A 26,152-nucleotide genomic window follows, 5' to 3' on the forward strand; every position below is an offset into this window, starting at 1 on the left:
CCAGCGGTGTAGAATCGGCTGATTCATCGCCATTCATCCCCCGGCGGGTTTATGAGCTCAGGCTGAGACCAGCGGCGATCCCGCAACGTCATCGGCAACTTCCGGACACACGGCCATTTCTGAGTGTTCCAGAGGTCAATAGAAGCTCACTCCCATTTAGTACCTGATTAGCCGCCCGGAGTGCTCCATGCCAGATTACCGCTCGAAAACATCCACCCACGGCCGCAACATGGCCGGCGCCCGCGCACTGTGGCGCGCCACCGGGATGAAAGATGACGACTTCAAAAAGCCGATCATCGCCATTGCCAACTCGTTCACCCAGTTCGTACCGGGCCACGTGCATCTGAAAGATCTGGGCCAACTGGTCGCCCGTGAAATCGAACGCGCCGGCGGTGTAGCGAAAGAATTCAACACCATCGCCGTGGATGACGGCATCGCCATGGGCCACGATGGCATGCTGTATTCGCTGCCGAGCCGCGAGATCATCGCCGACTCCGTCGAGTACATGGTCAACGCCCACTGCGCCGACGCCATCGTCTGCATTTCCAACTGCGACAAGATCACCCCGGGTATGTTGATGGCTGCCTTGCGCCTGAACATTCCGGTGATCTTCGTTTCCGGCGGCCCGATGGAAGCCGGCAAGACCAAACTCGCGTCCCACGGCCTCGACCTCGTCGATGCCATGGTGATCGCCGCCGACGAAAGCGCTTCTGACGAGAAAGTCGCCGAGTACGAGCGCAGCGCCTGCCCGACTTGCGGTTCGTGCTCCGGCATGTTCACCGCCAACTCGATGAACTGCCTGACCGAAGCATTGGGTCTGGCCTTGCCGGGCAACGGTTCGACCCTCGCCACCCACAGCGATCGCGAACAACTGTTCCTGCAGGCCGGTCGTACCATCGTCGAGTTGTGCAAGCGTTACTACGGCGAGAACGACGAATCGGTGCTGCCGCGCAACATTGCCAACTTCAAGGCGTTCGAGAACGCGATGATGCTCGACATCGCCATGGGCGGTTCGACCAACACCATCCTGCACTTGCTCGCTGCCGCCCAGGAAGCCGAAATCGATTTCGACCTGCGCGACATCGACCGTCTTTCGCGCAGCGTTCCACAGCTGTGCAAAGTCGCGCCGAACATCCAGAAGTACCACATGGAAGACGTGCACCGTGCCGGTGGCATCTTCAGCATCCTCGGCTCACTGGCCCGTGGCGGTCTGCTGCACACCGACCTGCCGACCGTGCACAGCCGCAGCATGGAAGAAGCCATCGCCAAGTGGGACATCACCCAGACCACCGATGAAGCGGTGCATCACTTCTTCAAGGCCGGTCCTGCCGGTATCCCGACGCAGACGGCGTTCAGCCAGTCGACCCGCTGGGAAACCCTGGATGACGACCGTGAAAACGGCTGCATCCGCAGCTTCGAACATGCCTATTCGCAGGAAGGTGGTCTGGCCGTGCTCTACGGCAACATCGCTGTCGATGGCTGCGTGGTGAAAACCGCCGGTGTCGACGAATCGATCCACGTCTTCGAAGGCAACGCGAAGATCTTCGAAAGCCAGGACAGCGCCGTACGCGGCATCCTCGCTGACGAAGTGAAAGCCGGTGACATTGTGATCATTCGCTACGAAGGCCCGAAAGGCGGCCCGGGCATGCAGGAAATGCTCTACCCAACCTCGTACCTGAAATCCAAAGGCCTGGGCAAAGCCTGCGCCTTGCTCACCGACGGGCGTTTCTCCGGCGGTACTTCGGGTCTGTCGATCGGCCACGCTTCGCCAGAAGCCGCTGCCGGCGGTGCGATCGGTCTGGTGCAAGATGGCGACAAAGTGCTGATCGACATTCCGAACCGCTCGATCAACCTGTTGGTCAGCGATGAAGAAATGGCGGCACGCCGCGCCGAGCAGGACAAGAAAGGCTGGAAACCGGTCGAGATTCGTCCACGCAAAGTGACCACCGCCCTCAAGGCTTACGCCTTGCTGGCGACCAGCGCCGACAAAGGTGCTGTGCGTAACAAAGCGATGCTTGACGGGCTGTAAGCGTCAAATCGCGGCAACAAAAAAGCCCCGCCAAAGTGCGGGGCTGATCGTTCCCACGCTCTGCGTGGGAATATCTCAAGGGACGCTCCGCGTCCAGTGACGCGGAGCGTCACGGGCTGCATTCCCACGCAGAGCGTGGGAACGATCAAACGCATTCCAATTGTAGGAGTGAGCCTGCTCGCGATGGGAGCGACCCGGTCTTACTGAATTTCTTCAGGCTTGACGATCACCCAGTTCTTGTCCGCAGTCACCGGCAACCCTTCTTTCGCCTGCGCCGCCGCGTGCTTGGCCATCATGCCGTTGATTTGCGTCATGTACTTGTCCTTGCGGTTGATCCACAAGTGAATCCCGCCCTTGGCCACGTCGACATCGTGGAACAGCATGTAACCATCGCTGGTCGGGGTATCGCCGCCAACCAGTACCGGTTTTTTCCATTCGTCGATGTAGGTGAGAATCGCCGCGTGCTTGCCGGCCATCCAGGTCGCCGGGGTCCACAGGTATGGGGTCAGCTCCAGACCGAGGTTGGCCTTCTCGTCATATTTACCGGCGGTGATCTGTTTGCGCGCGGTGGTCAGTTCGCCGGTCTTCGGATCCTTGAGCAACATCGAAACGCCAATGACGTTCTGCGGTTTGACGTTGTAGCCATACTTCGGATCTGCCGCGACCATGCGCACCAACTCTTCAGAAGCGGCAGTCATCACGTAGACCTCGATGCCGTTCTCCATCAGCTTGTTGTACAGCTCTTGCTGGCCGGTGAAGATCTTCGGCGGATTGACGTCGAGCTTCTTGACCACATCGCCTTCGTAATAAGTCGCCGGCACCGGTTTGCCCGAAGCCATCAGCTCGTCGACGTAGCCTTTGAGTTCTTTGAGGGTGAAACCGGAAAACACCTGTGCCACCCACGGGTAGCAGACCATGTCGTCGACTTCGCAGAGACGATAGTAGTAGCTGAACAGGCTCTCCTTGTGGTCGGCGGTGTCCTTGAACGGCATCAGTTTCAGGGAGGGATCGAGCTTGTCGCGGGTAATCAGGCCCTTGTTTTCCATGAACGGCAGCAAGGACTCTTCGAGGTCGTAGCGGTAACTGGTGTTGTCCATGTCGAACACCGCGTAGTTACCCTTGTTGGCATTGGCGGCGATCATCGCGTCCAGCGCCTTGGCCTGATCCGCCGGCCAGTGTTTCAGGTCGGTGGCGAAGGCTTGAGTGGCCAGACCCATGCCCACAGCCAGTGCGACAGCCAGAAATTTCGGTGCAAACTTCATAAGCCTCTTCTCCCTGATTCAAAGAGATCGACGCTAACAAATATGTGTGACAGTCCTCGTCTGTCAGCGACCGCTCACGTCCCTGTTTGCGCCAGATGCATTGCCGAGAGCGACACGCGCTTATTCCAAAAACGACGGACGCCCTGCGATTTCGGTATTAAATCATTGCAAATCAAACTGTTAGGCTTGCCGGTTCGCAGTTGCCCAAGAATGCGACTGGCACAAGTCTTATCGGAGTTTTCATGAATCTGCCGCTGATCCTCAATCTGCTGGTGTTCCTCGCCCTGCTCTTCGGTCTGGCGCAAACCCGCCACACCACGTGGAGCCTGGCGAAAAAAGTCCTGCTCGCCCTCGCGCTGGGCGTGGCCTTCGGCGTCGCGCTGCACACCGTTTACGGTGCCGGCAACCCGGTGCTGAAAGCCTCGATCGGCTGGTTCGATCTGGTCGGCAACGGCTACGTGCAGTTGCTGCAAATGATCGTCATCCCGCTGGTGTTCGCCTCGATCCTCAGCGCCGTGGCACGCCTGCACAACGCGTCGTCGCTGGGCAAAATCAGCTTCCTGACCATCGGCACCCTGCTGTTCACCACCGCGATTGCCGCCCTGATCGGTATCGGCCTGACCAACCTGTTCGGCCTCACCGCCGAAGGTCTGGTCGCCGGCACCCAGGAAATGGCCCGTCTGCAAACCATTCAGACTGACTACGCCGGCAAAGTCGCCGACCTGAATGTGCCGCAACTGCTGCTGTCGTTCATCCCGCAGAACCCGTTCGCCGATCTGGCGCGGGCCAAGCCGACCTCGATCATCAGCGTGGTGATTTTCGCTGCATTCCTCGGGGTTGCCGCGCTGCAACTGCTCAAGGATGACGTCGAGAAAGGTCAGAAAGTGATCAACGCTATCGACACCCTGCAAGCCTGGGTAATGCGTCTGGTACGTCTGGTGATGAAGCTGACCCCGTACGGCGTCTTGGCGCTGATGACCAAAGTGGTCGCCGGTTCCAACCTGCAGGACATCATCAAACTCGGCAGTTTCGTCGTGGTCTCGTACCTCGGTCTGGGCCTGATGTTTGTCGTACACGGTTTGCTGGTGTCGGCCGCCGGGATCAATCCGCTGCGATTCTTCCGCAAGATCTGGCCGGTGCTGACGTTCGCGTTCACCAGCCGCTCCAGCGCGGCGAGCATTCCGCTGAGCATTGAGGCGCAGACCCGTCGTCTGGGGATTCCGCAATCGGTGGCGAGTTTTGCCGCCTCGTTCGGTGCGACCATCGGCCAGAACGGTTGCGCCGGTCTGTACCCGGCGATGTTGGCGGTGATGGTTGCGCCGACCGTGGGCATCAACCCGCTGGATCCACTGTGGATCGCGACGTTGGTGGCGATTGTGACGTTGAGTTCGGCGGGCGTAGCCGGTGTTGGTGGCGGCGCGACGTTCGCGGCGCTGATCGTGCTGCCGGCGATGGGCTTGCCAGTGTCACTGGTGGCGTTGCTGATTTCGGTTGAGCCGCTGATTGATATGGGCCGCACGGCGTTGAACGTGAGCGGTTCGATCACGGCTGGGGCGATTACCAGTCAGGTGATGCAGCAGACCGATAAAGAGTTGCTGGATGCTGATGAGCATGCGGAGTTGGCTCAGGCTTAAGTAACGCCTGACAGACCGCTATCGCGAGCAGGCTCACTCCTACAATTGGAATGCGTTCCCCCTTGTAGGAGTGAGCTTGCTCCGGGCGGCGTTCCGACGATGCTTTTTAAGCCTTTTCCCAAACCTCAAAGCTGTACGCGGGTTTATCGCCTTCAGCCGGATTCGGCACATTCGACACCAGTTTCCACTGGTTCAAATCAAACTCAGGAAACCACGCATCCCCCTCCGGGCTCAACGCCACGCGGGTCAGATACAGACGATCCGCCTGCGCCAGCCCTTGCGCGTACAACTGCGCACCACCAATCAGCATCAGCTCATCAACGCCCTGCGCCTTCGCCCACTCCTCGGCGCGAACCACGGCAGCTTCCAGCGACGGATACACCTCGGCACCTTCGAGCAGCAGATCGGCCTGACGGCTGACCACGATGTTCAAACGCCCCGGCAGCGGACGACCGAGCGAATCCCAGGTCTTGCGCCCCATGATAATCGGCTTGCCGAGCGTCGTGGCCTTGAAGTATTTGAAGTCCCCCGGCAGGTGCCAGGGCATGCTGTTGTCGACGCCGATCACGCGGTTTTCACCAAGGGCTGCGATCAGGCTGAGGGGGAGTGATTTAGTCATGCCGGCGAGGATACCAGAGCCGCGCGTACCCGGATAAGCGCCACAGCGGTTATGCTCAGCGCTCAATTGAGCGACGGGATGCCGCGTGACTGAACTGACTCCACTGCAAAACCTCTGGCTCACCGAGACCGTGCGCCTGCGCGAAGAACACGCAGGCCCCTTGGATGACCTGGAAGCCAATCGTCTGGCGCGTACGGCCGGCGGCGATCTGCCGGGCCGCATTCAACGCCGCGCGCTTTGGCTGGCCGAGCGTGACGGGCTGACCAATGCCCTCAGACACTGGCTGCAAGGCGCGCGTCTGGCGCTGGTGTTGCTGATGATCTTCGCGGTATTGAGCGGCGCCGGTCTGGCCTTCGCCGCACTCGGCCAAACGCCGGTCAATGTGTTCTGGGCCTTGGGCAGTCTGCTCGGGCTGAACCTGATACTGTTGCTGAGCTGGCTGCTGGGTTTGATCTTTGCCGGCGAACACGGTGCCACGCTCGGACGGTTGTGGTTATGGCTCAGCGAGAAAATGGCTCGCGACGCCAAAGCCGCGCAACTGGCGCCCGCCCTGCTGCTGATGCTGCAACGCAAGAAACTCAATCGCTGGGCGCTCGGTTCGCTGGTCAACGGTTTGTGGCTGCTGGCGATGTTCAGCGCATTGATTCTGCTGCTGACATTGATGGCGACCCGGCGCTACGGCTTTGTCTGGGAAACCACGATTCTCAGCGCCGACACCTTTATCAACGTCACTCATGCCCTGGGCTATCTGCCGTCGCTGCTCGGTTTCAATGTGCCGACGGTGGAGATGATCCGCGCCAGCGGCGACGGCGCGCTCGACATCGAAAGCGCCCGTCAGGCCTGGGCGACATGGCTGGTCGGCGTGTTGGTGGTCTACGGCGTGCTACCGCGTCTGCTGCTGACGCTGTTGTGTTTCTGGCGCTGGAACAGCGGCAAAGCCGCGCTGCGTCTGGACTTGAACCTGCCCGGCTACGCGCAGCTGCGCGAACGTCTGATGCCGACCAGCGAACGCCTCGGCGTCAATGATCCGGAGCCTGCGCAATTGCATCGGGTTGAAAGCAGCGTTGGTGAGCTGGTCAGCGAAGGCGCGTTGCTGGTCGCCATCGAACTCGACGAACAACGCCCATGGCCACCGGCATTGCCGAAAAACGTCAGCGACGCCGGCATTCTCGACAGCCGCGAATCACGCCATAAACTCCTCGAACAACTCAGTCGCTTTCCGCCAGCACGTCTGGCGATTGCCTGCGATCCACGGCGCTCGCCGGATCGCGGCAGCCTCGCGCTGATTGCTGAACTGGCGCGTAGCGCTGGCGAAACCCGCGTGTGGCTGCTGCAAGCGCCGCCCGGCGAAGCACTGGATGCCGAACGCCTCGGCGACTGGCACATCGCGCTGCAACAGCTTGATCTGAAGTTTGCCGATTGCGCGCCGCTGAACTGGTTGGAGACTGGCCATGACTGAAGCCTGGAAAGCGCCGCTGAAACTCGCGGTGGTCGGCCACACCAACGTCGGCAAGACCTCCCTGCTGCGCACGCTGACCCGCGATGTCGGCTTCGGCGAAGTCTCGCATCGCCCGAGCACCACGCGGCATGTCGAAGGCGCGCGGTTGTCGGTAGACGGCGAACCGTTGCTCGACCTGTACGACACGCCGGGACTGGAAGACGCCATCGCCCTGCTGGATTTTCTTGAGCGCCTGGAACGCCCTGGCGAACGTCTTGATGGCCCGGCGCGACTGGCGCGGTTTCTCGACGGCAGCGAGGCGCGCCAGCGTTTCGAGCAGGAAGCCAAAGTCCTGCGACAGCTGCTCGCCTCGGACGCCGGGTTGTATGTGATCGACGCGCGCGAACCGGTGCTGGCTAAATATCGTGATGAGCTGGAAGTGCTCGCCAGTTGTGGCAAACCGCTGCTGCCGGTGCTGAATTTTGTCAGCAGCGCCAATCATCGCGAGCCGGATTGGCGCGAGGCACTGGCGCGGCTAGGGCTGCATGCGCTGGTGCGTTTCGACAGCGTGGCGCCGCCTGAAGATGGCGAGCGCCGGCTGTATGAAAGCCTCGCGCTGCTGCTGGAAAACGCCCGGCCACAACTGGAGCGGTTGATAGCCGATCAGCAGGCGCAGCGCCTCGCACGGCAGCAAAGTGCGGCGCGTTTGATTGCTGAATTATTGATCGACTGTGCGGCTTGCCGGCGCAGTGTGGTCAGCGAGGCCGAGCGGGAACAGCAGGCCATCAGCGAACTGCGCAAGGCTGTGCGCCAGCGCGAACAGAAGTGTGTTGAGGCGTTGCTCAAACTCTATGCGTTTCGCCCGCAGGATGCGGCGGCGAGTGATTTGCCGTTGCTGGATGGGCGTTGGGGCGATGACCTGTTCAACCCGGAAACCTTGAAGCAACTCGGTGTGCGCGTGGGCGGCGGGATTGCTGCCGGCGCGGCGGCCGGGGCTGGCGTGGATTTGCTGGTTGGCGGGATTACTCTTGGTGCAGCGGCGTTGGCGGGGGCGATTGCCGGTGGCGCGCTACAGACGGCGCGCAGTTATGGCAGTCGCTTGCTGGGCAAGATCAAAGGGCAGCGTGAGCTGACGGTGGATGACGGGGTGTTGCGATTGTTGGCGTTGCGTCAGCGGCAGTTGGTGTTGGCGCTGGATCAGCGTGGGCATGCGGCGATGGACGCGGTTCAGGTGGCGACGCCGCAGGACAAGAACTGGCGTGAGGGCAAGTTGCCGGAAGCGCTGAACAAGGCGCGGGCGCATCCGCAGTGGTCGTCGTTGAATCCGCAGGCGAAGTTGAATCAGGCGGAGCGGCAGGAGCAGATTGAGTCTTTGGCCAAAGATTTGTAGCGGCTGATCTGGCGCTATCGCGAGCAGGCTCACTCCTACAGTGGATCGCGTTCACCTTGTAGGAGTGAGCCTGCTCGCGATGGCAGCACCTCGCTCCAGCGACTTACGCAGCCAACAATCGCGCCGCTTTCTCCTTCAATACGGCCAGATCAATCACCGGCACCGCCATCTCCTTGGCCAGCTCATCCCATTGCCTCATCCGCAAGCTGACCGCACACAACGGATCCCGCTCAAACACATCCGCCTCCGCCTCCGTCATCACCCCGCCCTGATACTCCAGCGTCCGCCGACTCGCCTCACTCAACCGATCAAAATACTCCGGCTCACGCAACGTCAGATACCGCTTGGCCTGCACGTGATATTCCACCAACCGCGCCATGCGCTCGCTGAAACCGGCCTCACGCAAATAATCCGCGCCCAGCCGCTCATGACTGACCACGCCATAACCGCCCATATTCTCCGCGCCTTCGGCACACAAATGGCCGATGTCGTGGAAGAACGCCGCCAACACCACTTCATCATCAAAGCCTTCGGCGATTGCCAGTTCGGCGGCCTGAGACATGTGCTCGATCTGCGACACCGGTTCGCCGATGTAATCGCTGGCGCCGAAGCGTTCATACAACCCGAATACACGCGCGACGACTTGCTCGTGAAATGTCATCAAACTTCCTCCAGCAACTGCGCAACATTGCGTTCAGCCAGCGCCGGGCCGACGCTCATGCCGACCCCGGTGTGCATCAGCGCTACACTCAACCCCGGTGCCGGGCGCAGCGACGAAAACGGCCCCGGCCCCCGAGCACCATAGACGCCCTGCCAACGCTCGACCACTTGCACTTTGCAGCCTAGCGTCTGCTCGGCCAGCTCAAGCATCCAGTTATCGACTTGCTCGGCGTTGAACGGTGAAGGGTCGCTGCCGTAATGGTGTGAGTCGCCGATGATCAGTTCGCCGTACGGCGTCGGGCTGATCAGCAGGTGGATGCCGTTGTCGTGCAGGTGCGGTTGCTCACGCAGGATCTGCGCCTGCACCGCCGCCGCTTCCGGCAGATCGGCGAAGGCGCCGTAGTGCACGCAGCTCAGGCCGGTGAGCAAGGCGTGCTGCAGATTCAGGTCGATCTGCGGTTTGGCGCGGAGCATTTGCAGGCGGCAGATTTGCGGGTCGAGCGCGGCGATCGGCTCCGCGAGCAAGGTCTGATAATCGTGGCCGGAGCAGACGATGATCTGCTTCGCGGTGAAGCTGCCGACGGTACTGTGCAGGTGACCGGGTTCGACGTCGCGCACTAATGTCGAGAAGTGAAACTCGACGCCGAGGTCGCGGCGCAGGTAGTCGATCAGCGCTGGGATCGCTTCACGCGAATACAGCTGTTGATCGTCGATGCCGTGGAGGGCGGCGCGGTGGTGGCTGAACTGGCCGTTGTAGAGATCACGCAGGGCGGCGCCGCGCAGCAGGTCGACGTTGTAGCCGTGTTCCACGGCGCGGCCGGCACAGAAGGTGTCGAGCAGGTGTTCTTCGGCTTCGGTTCTTGCGAAGAGATAAGAGCCGTTGCGCTTGATTTGCAGGCCGGCGAGTTGCGCCCAGTCGCCCCAAATCTCGCGGCTGGCCTTGGCTAGCTCAAGCATTTGGCCGGGTGGTTGGCCAGTGACCAGCGCCTGGCCGAAGTTGCGCACCGAGGCGCCGAGAGGGGTGGCGGTGCGTTCGAAAACGGCGACCTTGAGACCGCGTTTGGCGGCGGCGTAGGCATGGGACAGGCCAAGGATGCCGGCGCCTACGATCAGCAGGTCTTTGAGTTGTGTCATGAGGCTACCTCAATGATCGTTCCCACGCTCCGCGTGGGAATGCAGCCAAGGACGCTCTGCGTCCATAGTGACGCGGAGCGTCACGGGATTCATTCCCACGCGGAGCGTGGGAACGATCGGCAACGGTTACTTGGCCGCCACTTTCTCGGACTTGCCGTCATAGCGCTTGCGCCACTCGGTCAGGATTTCGTCGCGATTCTTCGAGGCCCAGGCAAAGTCGTTCTTGATCAGGCGCTGCTCGTAGTCGGCCGGCAGTTCGGTCTGCGGCTTGGCGATGCCCGGTTGCGCAAGAACAGCGAAGTTCTCCTTGTACAGATCCATCGCCTCAGCGCTTGCGGAGAAGTCAGCCAGTTTCTTCGCGGCCTCTTCATGCGGCGTGCCTTTGATCACGGCGGTCGCTTCGATCTCCCAGCCCAGACCTTCCTTCGGCAGAATGATGTCCAGCGGCGCGCCTTGACGCTTGAGCTGTACCGCTGGGTATTCAAAGGAAATCCCGATCGGAAACTCGCCCGCCGCCGCCAGTTTGCAAGGCTTGGAACCGGAGTGAACGTACTGGCCGATGTTCTGGTGCAGACCGTCCATGTAGGCCCAGCCCTGCTTCTCGCCGAAGGTTTGCAGCCAAGCGCTGACGTCGAGGAAACCGGTGCCGGACGACGCCGGGTTGGGCATGACGATCTTGCCCTTGTACTCAGGCTTGGTCAGATCCTGCCAGCTCACTGGCTTGCTCAGACCTTGCTTCTCGGCCTCGACGGTGTTGAAGCAAATCGTTGCGGCCCAGACGTCCATGCCGACCCACGCTGGCGGGTTGGCGGCGTCGCGGTAGTTCGCGCCGATCTTGCCGAGATCCTTCGGCGCGTAGCTTTGCAGCATGCCTTGCTGATCGAGGATCGCCAGGCTCGAAGCAGCCAGGCCCCACACCGCGTCAGCCTGCGGACGGGCCTTTTCGGCGAGCAGTTTGGCGGTGATGATCCCGGTGGAATCGCGTACCCATTTGATCTCGACGTCCGGGTTGGCCTTTTCGAAGGCATCCTTGTAGGACTTCAGTTGCTCGGCTTCGAGGGCGGTGTACACCGTCAACTCGGTTTTTGCCGCGAAGGCATTCAGGCTGAAAGTAGCGAACACAGCAGCGGCCAGGGCCAAAGGCTTGAACATGATCGGTATCCTGTCTTTTGAGTTGAGGGTGTGAATCAGTGACCAGGCGCGGTTTGTCGCCAGGCTTGAGAACGGCGCAGCAAGCCGCGCGAAGCCCACGCCAGCAGCAAGGACACGCCCGCCGAAGTGAACAGAATCAGGGTCGACATCGCCGCCGCGCCGCCGACGTTGCCGGCGTCATCCATGTTCAGCACCGCGACCGCCGCGAGGATGGTGTCGGGGCTGTAGAGGAAGATCGCGGCAGAAACCGTGGTCATCGCCGAGACGAACAGGTAGCGCACGATGTCGAGCAGCGCCGGCAGGCAGATCGGTACGGTGACGCGCAGGTAGTGGCGGTACAGCGGCGCCTTGAGCGACAACGCGGCGGCTTCGAACTCGCCGTCGAGTTGGCGCAGCGCGGTGGTCGCGGTCATTTGTGCAGTGGTCAGGTAGTGCGCAATGGTGCAGACAATCAGCAGCGTCATCGTCCCGTACAGCACATGCAGCGGGTTACCCGTGAGGTTGAAGAAGAAGACGTAACCCAGACCGAGCACCAGCCCCGGCACCGCCATCGGCACGAAACTGAGCATGCGCAAGGTCAGGTTGAGGCCACGTTGGCTGCGGGTTTTCTCCATCAGATAGGCGCCGGTAAAAATCAGCACGCTGCCGATCAGCGCCGTGCCCAATGCCATCTTCAAACTGTTGCTGTAAGCCAGCCAGCCACCGCCAGCGGTTTCGTTGAACTGGTAGTGGTTGAGTGACAGCGACAGGTTGTACGGCCAGAATTTCACCAAGGAGGAGAACACCGCCATGCCGAACACCAGAATCAACGCGGCACTGATCAGCAAGACAATCGCCAGATAGCAGCCATCACGTAACTTCGACGGCGCCGGTTTGAACACCTGCGCGCGACCGCTCATGGAATCACCGTGACGCCGACGTAGCCAGGCGTCGACGCCGAAGCTGAACAGCGCCGGCAGCAACAGCACCATGCCGATCAATGCGCCGCGACCGAACTGTTGTTGGCCGACCACAGCTTTGTAGGCTTCCAGCGCCAGCACTTGATAGTCGCCACCGACCACCACCGGCACACCGAAGTCGGTGATGGTCAGGGTGAACACCAGACAGAACGCGGCGAACACAGCCTGACGCGTCGCCGGCCAGGTGATGCTGCGAAACGCCTTGGCCGGACTGGCGCCCATGCTCGACGCTGCATCGAACAGTCGCGCATCGGCCAGCGACAACGCCGAGAGCAGAATCATCAACGCATGCGGGAAGGTGTAAATCACCTCGCCAAGCACAATCCCCCAGAACCCGTAGATGTTGTCCGAGAGCAACCCGCGCAACATGCCCTGGTTGCCGAACAGATAGACCAGTGCAATGCCTGGCAGCATCGACGGCGCCATCAGCGGCAGCAGGGAAATCCCGCGCCAGATGCCTTTCGCCGGAATCAACGTGCGTTGCAGCGCGTAGGCAAACAGGTAGGCCAGCGGTACGACGATGGCCGCGACGCTGAGGGAAACTTTCAGGCTGTTGCCGAGCAGCCAGTGGAAATTCTCGCTGGTCACCAGCTCCTTCGCCGCGACCCAGCCACCGCCCTGCTCGGCTTCACTGCTGAAGCCACGCCAGAAGATCGCCAGCAACGGCAGCAATACCGCGACGCCGAGTAACAGCAGCAAGAGCACTTTGCCGCCGACGACAAAAATGCGATCGCCGATCTCGGCTTTCGAAGTCTGGCGCACCTGCTTGTGCGGTAGCGGCAGCGCGAGGTTGCTGTTCATCAGGCAAACACCTGCAGGCTGCGCGGCGGCAAGGCGACCATGATTTGCTGGGCGCCGAGGCGCGGCATGGCTTCCGGCGCGAGTTCGGCGAGCAAGGCGTGGCCCGGCAGTTGATCGAGTTCGAAGCTCATGCGGCAGCGGTTGCCGAGGAAGGTGATTTCGCGGACTTTGGCCGGGAACAGGTTTTCTTCGTGCACCGGTGGATTGACGTTGATCGCTTCCGGGCGGCAAAACAAACGGCCCGAGGCGCGCTGAATGCTGCCATCGCTGAGGCGCAGATTCATCCCGCCGACCTGCGCGTGGCTGTCACTGCTGCGCTGGAACGGCAGCCAGTTGCCCTGCCCGACAAACTCGGCCACGAACGGTGTGGCCGGGCGGTTGTAGATTTCCTGCGGGGTGGCGTACTGCTCGACGCGGCCGTTGTTCATCACGGCGATGCGATCAGCCATGAGCATCGCTTCGTCCTGATTGTGCGTGACCATCAGGGTGGTGATGCCGAGGCTGCGTTGCAGTTGGCGCAGTTCGGTGCACAGATGCTCACGGACACGGGCGTCGAGGGCGGACATCGGTTCATCGAGCAACAGCAGCGACGGTGCCGGCGCCAAGGCCCGAGCCAGAGCAACGCGCTGTTGCTGGCCGCCGGACAACTGGCCGGGGTACTTTTTCTCGCTGCCGGTGAGGCCGACCAGTTCCAGCATCTGTCCGACGCGCTGGCGCACTTCATCGCGACCGCTGCCAGCAAGGCCGTAGGCAATGTTCGCCTCGACGGTCAGATTGGGGAACAGCGCGTAAGACTGGAACAGAATCCCGTAGTCGCGGGCTTGCGGGGCGAGGTGCGAGACGTCGCGGTCACCGAGGTACAGCTCGCCGCTGTCCTGCTTCTCCAGACCGGCGATGCAGCGCAGCAAGGTGGTTTTGCCGCAGCCCGACGGGCCGAGCAGGCACACCAGTTCACCGGCGGCGACGTCGAGGGAGACATTATCCAGCGCAGTAAACGCGCCGAAGCGTTTCTGCACGCCGCGCACTTTCATCGGCGCACCGGGGTTGGTCAGGGCAGTTGCGATGGCAGGATTCATGGACAGACCTCATCAAGCAGATGGGGCCAATCCTAGAGTTGTAATGCGTCCGTCATGTGGCAACGAGGCAAAAACGGCCGATAGTGGTATTCAGGGATTTTGGTTCACCAGAGATCGTTCCCACGCTCTGCGTGGGAATGCCTCATCGGACGCTCCGCGTTCGGCTGTTGGGACGCAGAGCGTCCCGGGCTGCGTTCCCACGCGGAGCGTGGGAACGATCATTACGCGGGGGACATTTCTTGGGCCAAGCCGAGGAACGCCGCCGGCAACCGCGCGCCCTTGCGCTCTTTCAGGCAATAGAGGTACTCAGGAATCTGCGGCGCATTCTCGATCGTCAGCACGCGCAACTGCGGATCATGCGGCACTTCCTGGCGGGCAATGATGCTGATGCCGATATTGCGCAACACCGCCTCACGAATCGACTCACGACTGCCAATCTCCAGCAACGGACCGAAACTCACCCCCGCAGTCGCCAGCAACTCTTCGGTCAACCGCCGTGTAGTCGAACCGGATTCACGCATCAACAACGTGTGCCCGGCCAGTGCACTCAACGCCACATGTTCCTGTGCCGCCAGCGGATGATTGCGATGCACCGCCAGCACCAGCGGATCCGTGCCCAGCACCCGGCGGATCAACCGCGCGTCATCGAGCAATTGCGACGACGCGGCGATATCCACCCGATAGTCCTCCAACGCTTCGAGCACCTGCTGCGAATTACCGATTTCCACCGACACTTCCACCTGCGGCAGGCGCTCGCGAAAGGTCTTCACCAGATCGAGGATGTAATAAGGCGCCGTAGCGGCGATGCGCAACGTGCCCTGCACCTGACCGCTGTTGCGCAGGAAAAATTCGATGTCGGCTTCCTGCTGCAACAGCGTCTTGACCATCGGCAGCAACCGCGCGCCTTCGTCGCTGACGCTCAGGCGTCGACCGCCACGGTAGAACAGCTCCACCGAATACTGACTTTCCAGATTGCGGATCTGCGTGGTCACGGTCGGTTGGCTGAGGCCGAGTTTTTTCGCCGCCAGCGTGATGCTGCCCAGGCGGGCGACCATGTAAAACGCTTTCAGCTCGGCACTCAGCACAACCTTTCCTCATCTATTTGCGCAGCAGGCGCAAACCGTTGAACACCACCAACAGGCTCACGCCCATGTCGGCAAACACCGCCATCCACATGGTGGCGAGTCCGGCGAAGGTTACCGCAAGAAAGATAGCCTTGATCACCAGCGCCAGCGCGATGTTCTGTTTCAGGATGCTGGCGGTATTGCGCGACAGGCTGATGAACGCCGGGATCTTGCGCAGATCATCGTCCATCAGGGCGACATCGGCGGTTTCAATCGCGGTATCAGTACCGGCAGCAGCCATGGCAAAACCGATCTCGGCGCGGGCCAGTGCCGGCGCGTCGTTGATGCCGTCGCCGACCATGCCGACCCGCCGACCCTGTGCATAAAGGTCTTCGATGGCTTGCAGTTTGTCGGTCGGCAGCAAATAGCCACGTGCCTCGTCGATGCCGACCTGCGCGGCAATCGCCTGGGCGGTGTGGACGTTGTCGCCGGTGAGCATCAGGGTTTTCACCCCCAGTGCATGCAACTGGCGGATCGCTTCGCGGCTGGTTTCCTTGACGGTATCGGCCACGGCGAACAGCGCCAGCGGGCCGGAGCTAGCGAGCAGCAGCACCACGGATTTGCCCTGTTTCTCCAGGGCGAAGAGTTTTTCTTCCAGTGCTGGCGAGCACAGGCCGAGTTCTTCGACCAGACGATGGTTGCCCAAATGGTAAGTCTGGCCATTGATTTCGCCTTTGACGCCACGACCGCCCAGCGCTTCGAAGTTATCCACAATCAGCGCGGCGAAGTTTTTATCCACAGCAGCGTTGGCGATGGCCAGCGACACCGGGTGATCGGAGCGACCGGCCAGTGCAGCGGCGATTGCCGGTGCGGTGGCATCGGCGATTGGGTCGAGGGACAGGTAATCGGTCTGCACCGGTTTGCCATGGGTGATCGTGCCGGTTTTATCCAGCGCCAGATAATCCAGTTTGAAACCGCCCTCCAGATACACGCCGCCCTTGACCAGAATGCCTTTGCGCGCCGCTGCGGCGAGGCCGCTGACGATGGTCACCGGGGTGGAAATCACCAGTGCACATGGGCACGCCACCACCAACAGCACCAGCGCGCGGTAGATCCAGTCGAACCACACGGCGCCCATGAACAGCGGCGGAATGATCGCCACGGCCAAGGCAAACACGAACACCACCGGCGTGTAGATTTTCGAAAACTGATCGACGAAGCGCTGGGTCGGTGCGCGCGCGCCTTGGGCCTGCTCGACGGCGTGGATGATTCGCGCCAGTGTCGAATTGTTCGCCGCTGCGGTCACCGTGTATTCCAGCGAACCGGCCTGGTTGATGGTGCCGGCGAAGACTTTATCACCGACGGTTTTTTCGACCGGCAGGCTTTCGCCGGTGATCGGTGCCTGGTCGATGGTCGAGTTGCCGCTGAGCACTTCGCCGTCTAGCGCAATGCGCTCGCCGGGTTTCACTCGTACGCGGGCGCCGAGTTCGACGCTTTTCACGTCCAGCTCAATCCACGAACCGTCAGCCTGCAACACCGTGGCTTGCTCCGGCGTCATCTGCATCAGACCACTGATCGCGTTGCGCGCACGGTCCAGCGAGCGCGCTTCGATCAACTCGGCGACGGTGAACAGGAACATCACCATCGCCGCTTCCGGCCATTGGCCGATAAGGATGGCACCGGTGACGGCGATGCTCATCAGCGCGTTGATGTTGAGGTTGCGGTTTTTCAGGGCGATCCAGCCCTTTTTATAGGTGGTCAGGCCACCGCTGAGGATCGACACCAGCGCGATGATCGCCACCACCCAGGTCGGTGCCGCGTTGGTGAAGTGGATGACTTCAGCGGCGAGCGCGCCGACACCGGACAACGCCAGCGGCCACCAGTGTTTTTTAACCGGTGCCGGGGCCGGCGCTTCGACGCCCGCCTCCAGCGGCTCGGCGTGCATGCCGAGGGATTTGATCGCCTCGATGATCGGTTCGGTGCCTGGCAGATTGTGGGTCACACCGAGTACGCGATTGATCAGATTGAATTCCAGTTGCTGCACACCGGCGAGTTTGCCGAGCTTGTTCTGAATCAGGCTTTGCTCGGTCGGGCAGTCCATCGCCTCGATGCGGAAGCTGCTCAGGCGCGCATCGGCACTGGTTTTTTCGCCCAATTGCACCAACGCAGGCGCAGCGACTTTCGACGAGCAGCAGGAATCTGCGTGCGCATGAACCGGTGCCGGCGCTGCGACTTTTGACCCACAGCAAGCATCGCCGCCGTGTGAATGTTTATGCACAGGCTGCAATTTATGACTGTGATCGTGGCCGTCGCCGGGCTTATGGGTGTGCTGGGAATCGCTCATTGGTCGCGTCCGTGAAGGTGCCTGTTGCCAAGTAAAGACCCTGTAGCCACTATAGGGTCAAGCACCCTTTTGGAGATTGCCGTCATGAAGATCGGAGAACTGGCCAGACTCACCGACTGCGCCGTGGAAACCATCCGCTATTATGAGCGCGAAAACCTGCTGCCGGAACCGGCCCGCAGCGACGGCAACTACCGCGTCTACACTCAGGCCCACGCCGAACGCCTGACCTTCATCCGCAACTGCCGCACCCTCGACATGACCCTCGAAGAAATCCGCAGCCTGCTCGCCTTGCGTGATAGCCCGCAGGACCAATGCGAGAGCGTCAATGCATTGATCGATGAGCATATTCAGCATGTGAAGGCGCGGATTGATGGCTTGTTGGCGTTGCAGACACAGCTGCTCGACCTGCGCCAACGTTGTGGCGAAGGGCCGATGGCTGATCAATGCGGGATATTGCAGCGGCTGGAAGTGAGTGGCGGGGTTGTCGCGACGGAAGTGGAACACTCCCACGTAGGCCGCAGCCACGGCCATTAAGACTCACGCAAAACCAAATGTGGGAGCGAGCCTGCTCGCGAAAGCGGTGTATCAGTCGACATCTCTATGACTGACACGCCCTCTTCGCGAGCAGGCTCGCTCCCACAGGGGTTTTATGCAACGGCTTAGACCGCCATTGGCGCGGTCATTGGCGCGTGGTGCTCATAGCCTTCCAGCGAGAAGTCGCTCGGTTCGACCAGTTCCAGCCATTCCGGCTGGTACACACCCGTCTTGGCAAACTCCGGCACGCGGTCGGAGATTTTCAGTTTCGGCATGGCGAATGGCTCGCGCTTGAGCTGTTCGTTGAGCATGTCCAGATGGTTCTCGTAGACGTGCGCATCACCGATGAAATAGGTGAACCAGCGCGGCGTGTAGCCGGTCAGGCGACCGATCAGGCTCAGCAGCGCGGCGCCTTCGGTGAGGTTGAATGGGGTGCCCAGACCCAGATCGTTGGAGCGGATGTAGAGGGTCAGGGAAATTTCCTTGGTCTCGACATTCGGGTGGAACTGGTACAGCAGGTGGCACGGCGGCAGGGCCATTTCATCCAGCTGGGCGACGTTCCAGCCGTGGAACAGAATACGACGACTGCCCGGATCGTTGATGATCGTGTCGACGCACTGACGCACCTGGTCGATGGCTTTGTACAGCACCACGTAGGCCTGGCCGTCTTCTTCGCCCTGAGCGATCTGCTTGTAGCCGTTGCTCAAGGTTTGCTCGATGGCGGCGGTGTTGCTCAGCGGGATCTGCTTGTACGCCGGCCATTTGCGCCATTGCACGCCGTAGATTTCGCCGAGGTCATCGTCGCCCTGACGGAACGGGTTGGCCAGCCACTGCGCGTTTTCGTTGGCGTTCTGGTCCCAGACCTTGCAGCCCAGCGCACGGAATTCAGCGGCGTTGTTCACGCCACGGAGAAATCCGCACATCTCGCCGATGGCCGATTTGAAGGCCATTTTGCGCGTGGTGATCGCCGGAAAACCTTCCTGCAGATCGAAACGCAGCATCGCACCCGGAAAGCTGATGGTGTTGATGCCGGTGCGGTTGGCCTGTTTGCTGCCGTTCTTGATGACGTGCGAGACCAGTTCGAGATATTGCTTCATGAGTTACCTGTGTCCTTTGAGCCCCGGCGTCGCGCGCCGGGGTTCGTAGTTTAAGCCGTCGGCGCGAGCGGTGCTGCCGGTGCGCGACGATAGGCCAGCCAGATCAGGAACAGCCCGCCGACGATCATCGGCACGCAGAGCACCTGGCCCATGGTCAGCCAGTTCCAGGCCAGATAGCCCAACTGCGCATCCGGTACGCGGACGAATTCGACGATGAAACGGAAGATGCCGTAGAACAGCGCGAACATGCCAGAAACGGCCATGGTCGGACGCGGTTTGCGCGAGAAAATCCACAGGATCAGGAACAGCGCCACGCCTTCGAGCGCGAACTGATACAGCTGCGACGGGTGACGCGGCAGCTGCGCCGGATCGCTGAATGGCGGGAAGACCATGGCCCACGGCACGTCGGTGGCTTTGCCCCACAACTCGGCGTTGATGAAGTTACCGATGCGCCCGGCGCCCAGACCGATCGGCACCATTGGCGCGACGAAGTCCATCAACTGGAAGAACGACTTGCCATTGCGCTTGCCGAACCACAACGCGGCCAGCATCACCCCGATGAAGCCGCCGTGGAACGACATGCCGCCCTTCCACACTTCGAAAATCAGCGTCGGGTTGGCCAGATAAGCGCTCAGATCGTAGAACAGCACATAGCCCAGACGTCCGCCGACGATCACGCCCATCGACATCCAGAAGACCATGTCGGAGAGTTTCTCCTTGGTCCAGGTCGGGTCGAAACGGTTGAGCCGGCGCGACGCCAGCAGCCACGCACCGCCGATGCCGATCAGGTACATCAGACCGTACCAGTGGATTTTCAGCGGACCGATGGCCAAAGCCACCGGGTCGATCTGCGGGTAAGGCAGCATTGCGACTCCTCGTTAGAGTTGAAACCAAAATTCCCGGGCGACGCTGCCACCTCAGGATTAAGCCAGGATTGCGACGGTTACAGCAGGAAGCTCACACCCACGCTGAACAGCAAAGCGGCGAACAGCCGTTTCAGCAAGCGCGGCGACAACCGATGCGCCAAACGCGCGCCGATACGGGCGAAGATCATGCTGGTCAGGGCGATGCCCAACAACGCCGGCAAATACACAAAACCGAGACTATGCGGCGGCAACAACGGATCGTGCCAGCCCAGAATCATGAAACTTAATGCACTGACCAAGGCGATTGGCAGACCGCAGGCCGACGAGGTCGCCACCGCTTGCTGCATCGGCACGCTGCGCCAGGTCAGGAACGGCACGGTCAGCGAACCACCGCCGACGCCAAAAATCGCCGAGGCCCAGCCGATCACACTGCCGGCCACGGTCAGACCGAGTTTACCCGGCACCGTTCGGCTGGCCTTGGGTTTGATGTCCAGCGCCAGTTGCACCGAGATGATCAAGGCAAACACGCCGATGATCTTTTGCAAGTGCGGGCCGGAAATCGCTTCAGCGGTCAGCGCACCGAAACCTGCACCGAGCAGAATGCCGACGGCCATCCACATGAAGATCGGCCAGCGCACCGCGCCTCGTCGATGATGCTCACGCACGGCGTTGACCGAGGTGAAGATGATCGTCGCCAGCGACGTCCCGACCGCCAGATGGGTGAGAATCGATTGATCAAAGCCCTGCAAGGTGAAACTGAACACCAGCACCGGGACGATGATGATCCCGCCGCCGACGCCAAACAGTCCGGCCAGCACGCCCGCACAGGCGCCCAGCGCCAGATAGAGCAGAAATTCCATGACCGTCTCCCCAGACCGCATCCCAAAACCGGAGCGGCATGGTAACGGATGCACACCCTTTGGCTCCACTGGCGATGGATGCACGGACGCCGGATGCGTAGAGTGAGCAAAAAACACACAAGGACCACCTTATGTGCCTGATTGTTTTCGCCTGGCGCCCGGGCCATGCCCAGCCGCTGATCGTCGCGGCCAACCGTGACGAATTCTACGCCCGGCCGAGCCTGCCGCTGGCGCAATGGCCGGAAGCGCCGCATGTGCATGCCGGGCGTGATCTTGAAGCCGGCGGCACCTGGCTGGGGATTGGTGCTAACGGGCGCTTTGCGGCGCTGACCAATATTCGTGATCCGCAGCAGCCGCCGGCGCGTAAATCGCGAGGGGAACTGGTGGCGCGGTTTCTGACCGGTGATCTGTCGATTGATGATTATTTGATCGATGTGGTTGGGCGTTCGGCGGAATATGCCGGGTTCAACCTGCTGCTCGGCAATAGTCATGAGCTGTGGCATTTCAATGCGCGGCTGTCAGAGCCGATCATGCTGGAGCCCGGTGTTTACGGGCTCTCCAATGCCGGGCTGGATACGCCGTGGCCGAAGTTGCTCAAGGCCAAGGCTGGGTTGAGTGCGGTGCTGGATGATCCGCAACCACAGCACTTGCTCGATTTGCTAAGCGATGCCCAGACCGCGCCGGATGTGGAATTGCCGGATACCGGGGTGGGTCTGGCGACGGAGTCATTGTTGTCGAGTGTGTTTATTGCCAGCCAGAGTTATGGGACGCGGGCGAGTACGGCGTTGGTGGTGCAGGCGGATGGGACGCGGCGGATGGTCGAGCGGAGTTTTGGGCCGTATGGCGGGCATCTTGGGGAAGTTGAGGTTTGTGTCTAAGAGCAAACCCTCACCCCAGCCCTCTCCCAAAGGGAGAGGGGGCCGACCGAGGTGTCTTGGGCCATACATCGACCTGAAAGACTGAGTTGATTATGGATTCAACACAGAACTTTCAGGTCGGCGGAGTTCTGCAGCATCCCCCAATCAGTCCCCTCTCCCTCTGGGAGAGGGTTAGGCGGGCGGCGTTCCGATGAGGGGCTTTTGATCTTCAGAGCGCTTTGACCACTGCCGGCGGATGCATCTTCGACAACCCAAGGTTCTTCAGCGCCAATTGCAGCGAGCTGTGGATAACTTGCGGGTTATCAATGGTCATCAGCTCCGCCAGCAGATCCTTGGCCTTGCTCAGATTGACCTGGCGCAGCATCCACTTCACTTTCGGCAAGTTGGTGGCGTTCATCGACAAACTGTCGAAGCCCATCGCCATCAACAGCACCGCCGCCGCCGGATCGCCGGCCATCTCGCCGCAGATACTCACCGGTTTGCCTTCGGCATGGGCATCGCGCACCACGGTTTGCAGGGCTTGCAGCACCGCCGGATGCAGATAATCGTAGAGATCGGCCACACGTGGGTTGTTGCGGTCAACCGCCAGCAGATACTGGGTCAAGTCGTTGGAACCGACGGACAGGAAGTCGACCATCCGCGCCAGTTCCTTGGTCTGATACACCGCCGCCGGAATTTCGATCATCACGCCAATCGGCGGCATCGGCACGTCGGTGCCTTCGTCGCGCACTTCGCCCCAGGCCCGATGGATCAGGTGCAGGGCTTCTTCGAGTTCGTGGGTGCCGGAGATCATCGGCAGCAGAATCCGCAGGTTGTTCAGGCCTTCGCTGGCCTTGAGCATTGCGCGGGTCTGCACCAGGAAGATTTCCGGGTGGTCGAGAGTCACGCGAATACCGCGCCAGCCGAGGAACGGGTTGTCTTCCTTGATCGGGAAGTACGACAGCGACTTGTCACCGCCGATGTCGAGGCTGCGCATGGTCACCGGTTGCGGGTGGAACGCGGCGAGCTGCTCGCGGTAGATCGCCAGTTGTTCCTTCTCGCTCGGGAAGCGCTGGTTGATCATGAACGGCACTTCGGTACGGTACAGGCCGACACCTTCGGCGCCGCGCTTCTGCGCCCGCGCCACATCGGCGAGCAGACCGGTGTTGACCCACAGCGGCATGCGGTGACCATCGAGGGTCACGCACGGCAGGTCGCGCAGGGTGTCGAGGCCCAGCGCCAGTTGTTTCTCTTCTTCGACGACTTCGGCGAACTGCTTGCGCAGCACTTCGCTCGGGTTGGTGTAAACCTCGCCGCGTGTGCCGTCGACGATCATTTCGATGCCGTCGACCTTGGCGTACGGCAGGTCGACCAGACCCATCACCGTCGGAATACCCATCGCCCGGGCCAGGATCGCCACGTGGGAGTTACCCGAACCGAGTACCGAGACCAGACCGACCAGCGTGCCTTCCGGCACTTCGCCGAGCATCGCCGGCGTCAGCTCTTCACTGACCAGAATGGTCTTTTCCGGGTAGACCAGATTCTGCTGACGCTCTTCCTGCAAGTAGGCGAGCAGGCGCCGACCGAGGTCTTTGACGTCCGAGGCGCGCTCACGCAGGTAGGCGTCGTCCATCAGTTCGAAACGGTTGACGTGTTCCGTGACCACCTGGCGCAGCGCGCCCTGGGCCCACTGGCCGGTCTTGATCACGGTGGTGATTTCGCTGCCCAGCGACGCATCGTCGAGCATCATCAGGTAGACGTCGAACAGCGCGCGCTCTTCCGGGCGCAGTTGGGTCGCGAGCTTGGCGGACAGCGCGCGCATGTCGGCGCGCACGCCTTCGATGGCGGTCTTGAACAGCGCCAGCTCGGCGTTGATGTCGGTGATGGTCTTGTCCGGCACCACGTCCAGATCAGCCGGCGGCAGCATGACCACTGCAGTACCGACCGCCGCACCCGGCGAACCCGGCACGCCGACGAACTTGGCTTCCTGAATGCCTTTGCCCTGACGGCCCAGACCCCGGATCGAACCTGTGGCCTCGGCGTGGGCGATAACGCCGGCGAGCTGCGCGCTCATCGTCACGAGGAAGGCTTCTTCACCTTCGTCGAACTGACGGCGTTCCTTTTGCTGGATGACCAACACGCCGACGACGCGGCGGTGGTGGATGATCGGTGCACCGAGGAACGAGGCATAACGCTCTTCACCGGTTTCGGCGAAGTAACGGTAGCGCGGGTGATCCGCAGCGTTTTCGAGGTTCAGGGGTTCTTCACGCGTGCCGACCAGACCCACCAGACCTTCGTTGGGTGCCATGCTGACCTTGCCGATCGAGCGCTTGTTCAAGCCCTCGGTGGCCATCAGGACGAAGCGGTTGGTCTCGGGATCAAGCAGGTAGACCGAGCAGACCTGGCTGCCCATGGCCTCTTTGACGCGCAACACAATAATCCCCAACGCCGCCTTGAGATCCTTGGCGGAGTTAACTTCCTGGACGATCTTGCGCAGCGTATTGAGCATGGCTCGGGGTCGAACTCCGTCGTCAGTCGCGCGCTAAAAGGCGCGGGGCAAGCTCTTTGAGGGCGCGGCGATACACCTCGCGCTTGAATGTCACCACCTGGCCCAACGGATACCAATAGCTGACCCAGCGCCAGCCATCGAACTCCGGTTTACCGGTCAAATCCATCCGCACCCGCTGCTCGTTGGAGATCAGGCGCAGGAGAAACCATTTCTGTTTCTGGCCGATGCACAGCGGTTGGCTGTGGGTACGCACCAGACGTTGCGGCAAACGATAGCGCAACCAGCCCCGAGTACAGGCCAGTATTTCAACATCTTCACGTTCCAGGCCAACTTCTTCGTTCAGCTCGCGGTACAAGGCGTCTTCCGGCGTCTCTTCAGGGTTGATTCCCCCTTGCGGAAACTGCCAGGCATCTTGATTGATACGGCGAGCCCATAGCACCTGGCCGGCGTCATTCGTCAGAATGATCCCGACATTGGGGCGGAAACCATCGGGGTCGATCACGGCAACAACCTCGCAAACGCATGTCGCCGCATTGTTCCACAAAGGTTGATAAGGCGGCAACGAAGCTTCCTACCTTATGTGCACTCTTGTGAAAAGACCGTATTCTTGTCGCCTTTTTACAGACTTATCAGCGGGTAACTGCAATGCGCCTGGCACTCTTCGATTTGGACAACACCCTTCTGGGCGGCGACAGCGATCACGCTTGGGGCGACTATCTGTGTGAACGCGGCTTCCTCGATCCGATTGCGTACAAAGCGCGCAACGACGAGTTCTATCAGGATTACCTGGCCGGCAAACTGGATAACGCCGCGTACCTGAACTTCTGCCTGGAGATCCTCGGCCGCACCGAAATGGCCGTGCTCGATCAGTGGCACAACGATTACATGCGCGACTGCATCGAACCGATCGTGCTGCCGCAGGCGCTGGAACTGCTGAAAAAACACCGAGACGCTGGCGACAAACTGGTGATTATCACCGCGACCAACCGCTTCGTGACGGCGCCGATTGCTGTGCGACTGGGCGTTGAAACCCTGATCGCCACTGAATGTGAAATGGTTGATGGCCGTTACAGCGGGCGCAGCACTGATATTCCGTGCTTCCGTGAAGGCAAGGTGACGCGCCTGAACCGTTGGCTGGAAGAGACCGGGCATTCGCTGGACGACAGCTATTTCTATAGCGATTCGATGAATGACTTGCCGTTGCTGGAGCAGGTGGCGAATCCCGTCGCTGTGGATCCGGATCCGAATCTGCGGGCTGAAGCCGAGAAGCGTGGCTGGCCGGTGATTTCGTTGCGCGGCTGATATCGCTATCGCGAGCAGGCTCACTCCTACAGTTGACCGCGTTTCAACGTTGGAACGCGGTCAACTGTAGGAGTGAGCCTGCTCGCGATTGGGTCTACGCGATCTCAAGCCCTAGACAGGCTTGGCCCCCATCAACGCCGCAATGGCGAGAAATCCGATGCCGCTGACAATCGCCAGCGCCAACGTGAATTTCCAGTTACCAACCCCGCTAGTCCACAACCGATTAAGCCGCACCAGCAACCACACTGCACTCAACGTGGCCACGGCATAGATCACGCTGGACCCCAGAATCCAGAACTGCCCCAGTGGCCAGCCGATCAGGTGGACCAACCACCAGCCGGTGAAAGGCATGCTCAGCATACCGATCAGCATCAAACACCAGATAAACAACCAGGGACGCTGCATCGTGCTGGCCGGCCCTTCGCTGCGATTACGCCAGGTCAGAGCGGCGAGCCCCAGCCCGCTCGCGAGTATGACCACGGTCGCCGCGACGTGAAGGACTTTCAGGGTGGTCAGGGTTTCCATGTACTTCTCTTCCTTGGGCCATGCCCATCAGCGTAGCCGC

Annotated in this window: 22 protein-coding genes; 7 read left to right on the plus strand and 15 right to left on the minus strand. The window is 61.1% G+C overall.

The features are described from left to right. The first annotated feature begins 187 nt into the window (after positions 1 to 187). Positions 188 to 2,029, plus strand: a complete 1,842-nt coding sequence (gene ilvD / locus CQ009_RS00350) for a dihydroxy-acid dehydratase (protein ID WP_105704591.1) — start codon at positions 188 to 190, stop codon at positions 2,027 to 2,029. Positions 2,030 to 2,229: 200 nt separating this feature from the next. On the opposite strand, the gene CQ009_RS00355 is transcribed toward ilvD, so the two are convergent. Further along, positions 2,230 to 3,291: a phosphorylcholine phosphatase gene (locus CQ009_RS00355; RefSeq protein ID WP_105704592.1), complete on the minus strand. Its 1,062-nt coding sequence runs from the start codon at positions 3,289 to 3,291 to the stop codon at positions 2,230 to 2,232. Positions 3,292 to 3,533: 242 nt separating this feature from the next. On the opposite strand from CQ009_RS00355, the gene CQ009_RS00360 reads away from it, so the two are divergent. Next, the gene (locus CQ009_RS00360) at positions 3,534 to 4,925 is read left to right on the plus strand and encodes an L-cystine transporter (protein WP_105704593.1); all 1,392 of its coding nucleotides are present in this window, start codon (positions 3,534 to 3,536) and stop codon (positions 4,923 to 4,925) included. A gap of 106 nt (positions 4,926 to 5,031) precedes the next feature. On the opposite strand, the gene CQ009_RS00365 is transcribed toward CQ009_RS00360, so the two are convergent. Beyond that, positions 5,032 to 5,544 (minus strand): dihydrofolate reductase, encoded by a 513-nt coding sequence (locus CQ009_RS00365; protein ID WP_105704594.1) that lies wholly within the window; start codon positions 5,542 to 5,544, stop codon positions 5,032 to 5,034. A gap of 85 nt (positions 5,545 to 5,629) precedes the next feature. On the opposite strand from CQ009_RS00365, the gene CQ009_RS00370 reads away from it, so the two are divergent. Both CQ009_RS00370 and CQ009_RS00375 read left to right on the plus strand, forming a co-directional pair. Next, complete coding sequence (locus CQ009_RS00370) at positions 5,630 to 7,003, plus strand: DUF2868 domain-containing protein (protein ID WP_064388045.1); 1,374 nt, start codon at positions 5,630 to 5,632, stop codon at positions 7,001 to 7,003. Then, positions 6,996 to 8,372, plus strand: coding sequence for a GTPase/DUF3482 domain-containing protein (locus CQ009_RS00375; protein ID WP_105704595.1), 1,377 nt, complete (start codon positions 6,996 to 6,998; stop codon positions 8,370 to 8,372). The genes CQ009_RS00370 and CQ009_RS00375 overlap by 8 nt, the downstream gene beginning before the upstream one ends. Positions 8,373 to 8,475: 103 nt before the next feature. On the opposite strand, the gene CQ009_RS00380 is transcribed toward CQ009_RS00375, so the two are convergent. From CQ009_RS00380 to CQ009_RS00410, 7 genes are all read right to left on the minus strand, one after another. Beyond that, positions 8,476 to 9,033: a phosphonate degradation HD-domain oxygenase gene (locus CQ009_RS00380; RefSeq protein WP_105704596.1), complete on the minus strand. Its 558-nt coding sequence runs from the start codon at positions 9,031 to 9,033 to the stop codon at positions 8,476 to 8,478. After that, positions 9,033 to 10,166, minus strand: a complete 1,134-nt coding sequence (locus CQ009_RS00385; protein WP_105704597.1) for a TIGR03364 family FAD-dependent oxidoreductase — start codon at positions 10,164 to 10,166, stop codon at positions 9,033 to 9,035. Before CQ009_RS00385 ends, CQ009_RS00380 begins: the two co-directional genes overlap by 1 nt. A gap of 126 nt (positions 10,167 to 10,292) precedes the next feature. Beyond that, the gene (locus tag CQ009_RS00390) at positions 10,293 to 11,318 is read right to left on the minus strand and encodes a putative 2-aminoethylphosphonate ABC transporter substrate-binding protein (protein WP_105704598.1); all 1,026 of its coding nucleotides are present in this window, start codon (positions 11,316 to 11,318) and stop codon (positions 10,293 to 10,295) included. 35 nt (positions 11,319 to 11,353) lie between these two features. Further along, entirely contained in the window at positions 11,354 to 13,078 is a 1,725-nt protein-coding gene (locus CQ009_RS00395; protein WP_105704599.1) for a putative 2-aminoethylphosphonate ABC transporter permease subunit, read from the minus strand. Further along, positions 13,078 to 14,154, minus strand: coding sequence for a putative 2-aminoethylphosphonate ABC transporter ATP-binding protein (locus CQ009_RS00400; RefSeq protein ID WP_105704600.1), 1,077 nt, complete (start codon positions 14,152 to 14,154; stop codon positions 13,078 to 13,080). Before CQ009_RS00400 ends, CQ009_RS00395 begins: the two co-directional genes overlap by 1 nt. Positions 14,155 to 14,375: 221 nt before the next feature. After that, positions 14,376 to 15,239 carry a LysR family transcriptional regulator gene (locus CQ009_RS00405; protein WP_064388038.1) on the minus strand — a complete coding sequence of 288 codons (864 nt, stop codon included), beginning with the start codon at positions 15,237 to 15,239 and terminating at the stop codon, positions 14,376 to 14,378. 13 nt (positions 15,240 to 15,252) lie between these two features. Then, positions 15,253 to 17,562 (minus strand): heavy metal translocating P-type ATPase, encoded by a 2,310-nt coding sequence (locus CQ009_RS00410; RefSeq protein WP_105704601.1) that lies wholly within the window; start codon positions 17,560 to 17,562, stop codon positions 15,253 to 15,255. An 84-nt stretch (positions 17,563 to 17,646) separates the two neighbouring features. On the opposite strand from CQ009_RS00410, the gene cadR reads away from it, so the two are divergent. Further along, entirely contained in the window at positions 17,647 to 18,096 is a 450-nt protein-coding gene (gene cadR, locus CQ009_RS00415; RefSeq protein WP_105704602.1) for a Cd(II)/Pb(II)-responsive transcriptional regulator, read from the plus strand. Positions 18,097 to 18,221: 125 nt separating this feature from the next. On the opposite strand, the gene CQ009_RS00420 is transcribed toward cadR, so the two are convergent. From CQ009_RS00420 to CQ009_RS00430, 3 genes are all read right to left on the minus strand, one after another. Continuing rightward, positions 18,222 to 19,193, minus strand: coding sequence for a thymidylate synthase (locus CQ009_RS00420; protein WP_064388035.1), 972 nt, complete (start codon positions 19,191 to 19,193; stop codon positions 18,222 to 18,224). A gap of 50 nt (positions 19,194 to 19,243) precedes the next feature. Next, a complete protein-coding gene (lgt, locus tag CQ009_RS00425; RefSeq protein WP_007913003.1) occupies positions 19,244 to 20,059 on the minus strand; it encodes a prolipoprotein diacylglyceryl transferase in 816 nt (271 codons plus the stop codon). Between the two features lie 77 nt (positions 20,060 to 20,136). After that, positions 20,137 to 20,919, minus strand: coding sequence for a sulfite exporter TauE/SafE family protein (locus tag CQ009_RS00430; RefSeq protein WP_102901369.1), 783 nt, complete (start codon positions 20,917 to 20,919; stop codon positions 20,137 to 20,139). 131 nt (positions 20,920 to 21,050) lie between these two features. On the opposite strand from CQ009_RS00430, the gene CQ009_RS00435 reads away from it, so the two are divergent. Further along, complete coding sequence (locus CQ009_RS00435) at positions 21,051 to 21,797, plus strand: NRDE family protein (RefSeq protein ID WP_105704603.1); 747 nt, start codon at positions 21,051 to 21,053, stop codon at positions 21,795 to 21,797. Positions 21,798 to 22,005: 208 nt separating this feature from the next. On the opposite strand, the gene ptsP is transcribed toward CQ009_RS00435, so the two are convergent. Both ptsP and CQ009_RS00445 read right to left on the minus strand, forming a co-directional pair. Further along, positions 22,006 to 24,285 (minus strand): phosphoenolpyruvate--protein phosphotransferase, encoded by a 2,280-nt coding sequence (ptsP, locus tag CQ009_RS00440; protein ID WP_064388033.1) that lies wholly within the window; start codon positions 24,283 to 24,285, stop codon positions 22,006 to 22,008. A 22-nt stretch (positions 24,286 to 24,307) separates the two neighbouring features. Beyond that, on the minus strand, positions 24,308 to 24,787 hold the full coding sequence (locus CQ009_RS00445; protein WP_003229203.1) for an RNA pyrophosphohydrolase: 480 nt from the start codon (positions 24,785 to 24,787) through the stop codon (positions 24,308 to 24,310). A gap of 143 nt (positions 24,788 to 24,930) precedes the next feature. Between CQ009_RS00445 and CQ009_RS00450 the strand changes: the two genes are divergently transcribed. After that, positions 24,931 to 25,587, plus strand: a complete 657-nt coding sequence (locus tag CQ009_RS00450) for an HAD family phosphatase (protein WP_105704604.1) — start codon at positions 24,931 to 24,933, stop codon at positions 25,585 to 25,587. Positions 25,588 to 25,698: 111 nt separating this feature from the next. On the opposite strand, the gene CQ009_RS00455 is transcribed toward CQ009_RS00450, so the two are convergent. Then, positions 25,699 to 26,112 carry a DUF2269 family protein gene (locus CQ009_RS00455; protein ID WP_105704605.1) on the minus strand — a complete coding sequence of 138 codons (414 nt, stop codon included), beginning with the start codon at positions 26,110 to 26,112 and terminating at the stop codon, positions 25,699 to 25,701. Positions 26,113 to 26,152 lie beyond the last annotated feature (40 nt).

It is taken from the genome of Pseudomonas sp. MYb2, from assembly GCF_002979955.1.
In the GTDB taxonomy this organism is placed as follows: Bacteria; Pseudomonadota; Gammaproteobacteria; order Pseudomonadales; family Pseudomonadaceae; genus Aquipseudomonas.

Coding starts and splice junctions, on each gene's coding strand:
- ilvD (WP_105704591.1), top strand. CDS start 188: ATGCCAGATTACCGCTCGAAAACATCCACCCACGGCCGCAACATGGCC.
- CQ009_RS00355 (WP_105704592.1), bottom strand. CDS start 3,291: ATGAAGTTTGCACCGAAATTTCTGGCTGTCGCACTGGCTGTGGGCATG.
- CQ009_RS00360 (WP_105704593.1), top strand. CDS start 3,534: ATGAATCTGCCGCTGATCCTCAATCTGCTGGTGTTCCTCGCCCTGCTC.
- CQ009_RS00365 (WP_105704594.1), bottom strand. CDS start 5,544: ATGACTAAATCACTCCCCCTCAGCCTGATCGCAGCCCTTGGTGAAAAC.
- CQ009_RS00375 (WP_105704595.1), top strand. CDS start 6,996: ATGACTGAAGCCTGGAAAGCGCCGCTGAAACTCGCGGTGGTCGGCCAC.
- CQ009_RS00380 (WP_105704596.1), bottom strand. CDS start 9,033: ATGACATTTCACGAGCAAGTCGTCGCGCGTGTATTCGGGTTGTATGAA.
- CQ009_RS00385 (WP_105704597.1), bottom strand. CDS start 10,166: ATGACACAACTCAAAGACCTGCTGATCGTAGGCGCCGGCATCCTTGGC.
- CQ009_RS00390 (WP_105704598.1), bottom strand. CDS start 11,318: ATGTTCAAGCCTTTGGCCCTGGCCGCTGCTGTGTTCGCTACTTTCAGC.
- CQ009_RS00395 (WP_105704599.1), bottom strand. CDS start 13,078: ATGAACAGCAACCTCGCGCTGCCGCTACCGCACAAGCAGGTGCGCCAG.
- CQ009_RS00400 (WP_105704600.1), bottom strand. CDS start 14,154: ATGAATCCTGCCATCGCAACTGCCCTGACCAACCCCGGTGCGCCGATG.
- CQ009_RS00410 (WP_105704601.1), bottom strand. CDS start 17,562: ATGAGCGATTCCCAGCACACCCATAAGCCCGGCGACGGCCACGATCAC.
- cadR (WP_105704602.1), top strand. CDS start 17,647: ATGAAGATCGGAGAACTGGCCAGACTCACCGACTGCGCCGTGGAAACC.
- CQ009_RS00420 (WP_064388035.1), bottom strand. CDS start 19,193: ATGAAGCAATATCTCGAACTGGTCTCGCACGTCATCAAGAACGGCAGC.
- lgt (WP_007913003.1), bottom strand. CDS start 20,059: ATGCTGCCTTACCCGCAGATCGACCCGGTGGCTTTGGCCATCGGTCCG.
- CQ009_RS00430 (WP_102901369.1), bottom strand. CDS start 20,919: ATGGAATTTCTGCTCTATCTGGCGCTGGGCGCCTGTGCGGGCGTGCTG.
- CQ009_RS00435 (WP_105704603.1), top strand. CDS start 21,051: ATGTGCCTGATTGTTTTCGCCTGGCGCCCGGGCCATGCCCAGCCGCTG.
- ptsP (WP_064388033.1), bottom strand. CDS start 24,285: ATGCTCAATACGCTGCGCAAGATCGTCCAGGAAGTTAACTCCGCCAAG.
- CQ009_RS00450 (WP_105704604.1), top strand. CDS start 24,931: ATGCGCCTGGCACTCTTCGATTTGGACAACACCCTTCTGGGCGGCGAC.
- CQ009_RS00455 (WP_105704605.1), bottom strand. CDS start 26,112: ATGGAAACCCTGACCACCCTGAAAGTCCTTCACGTCGCGGCGACCGTG.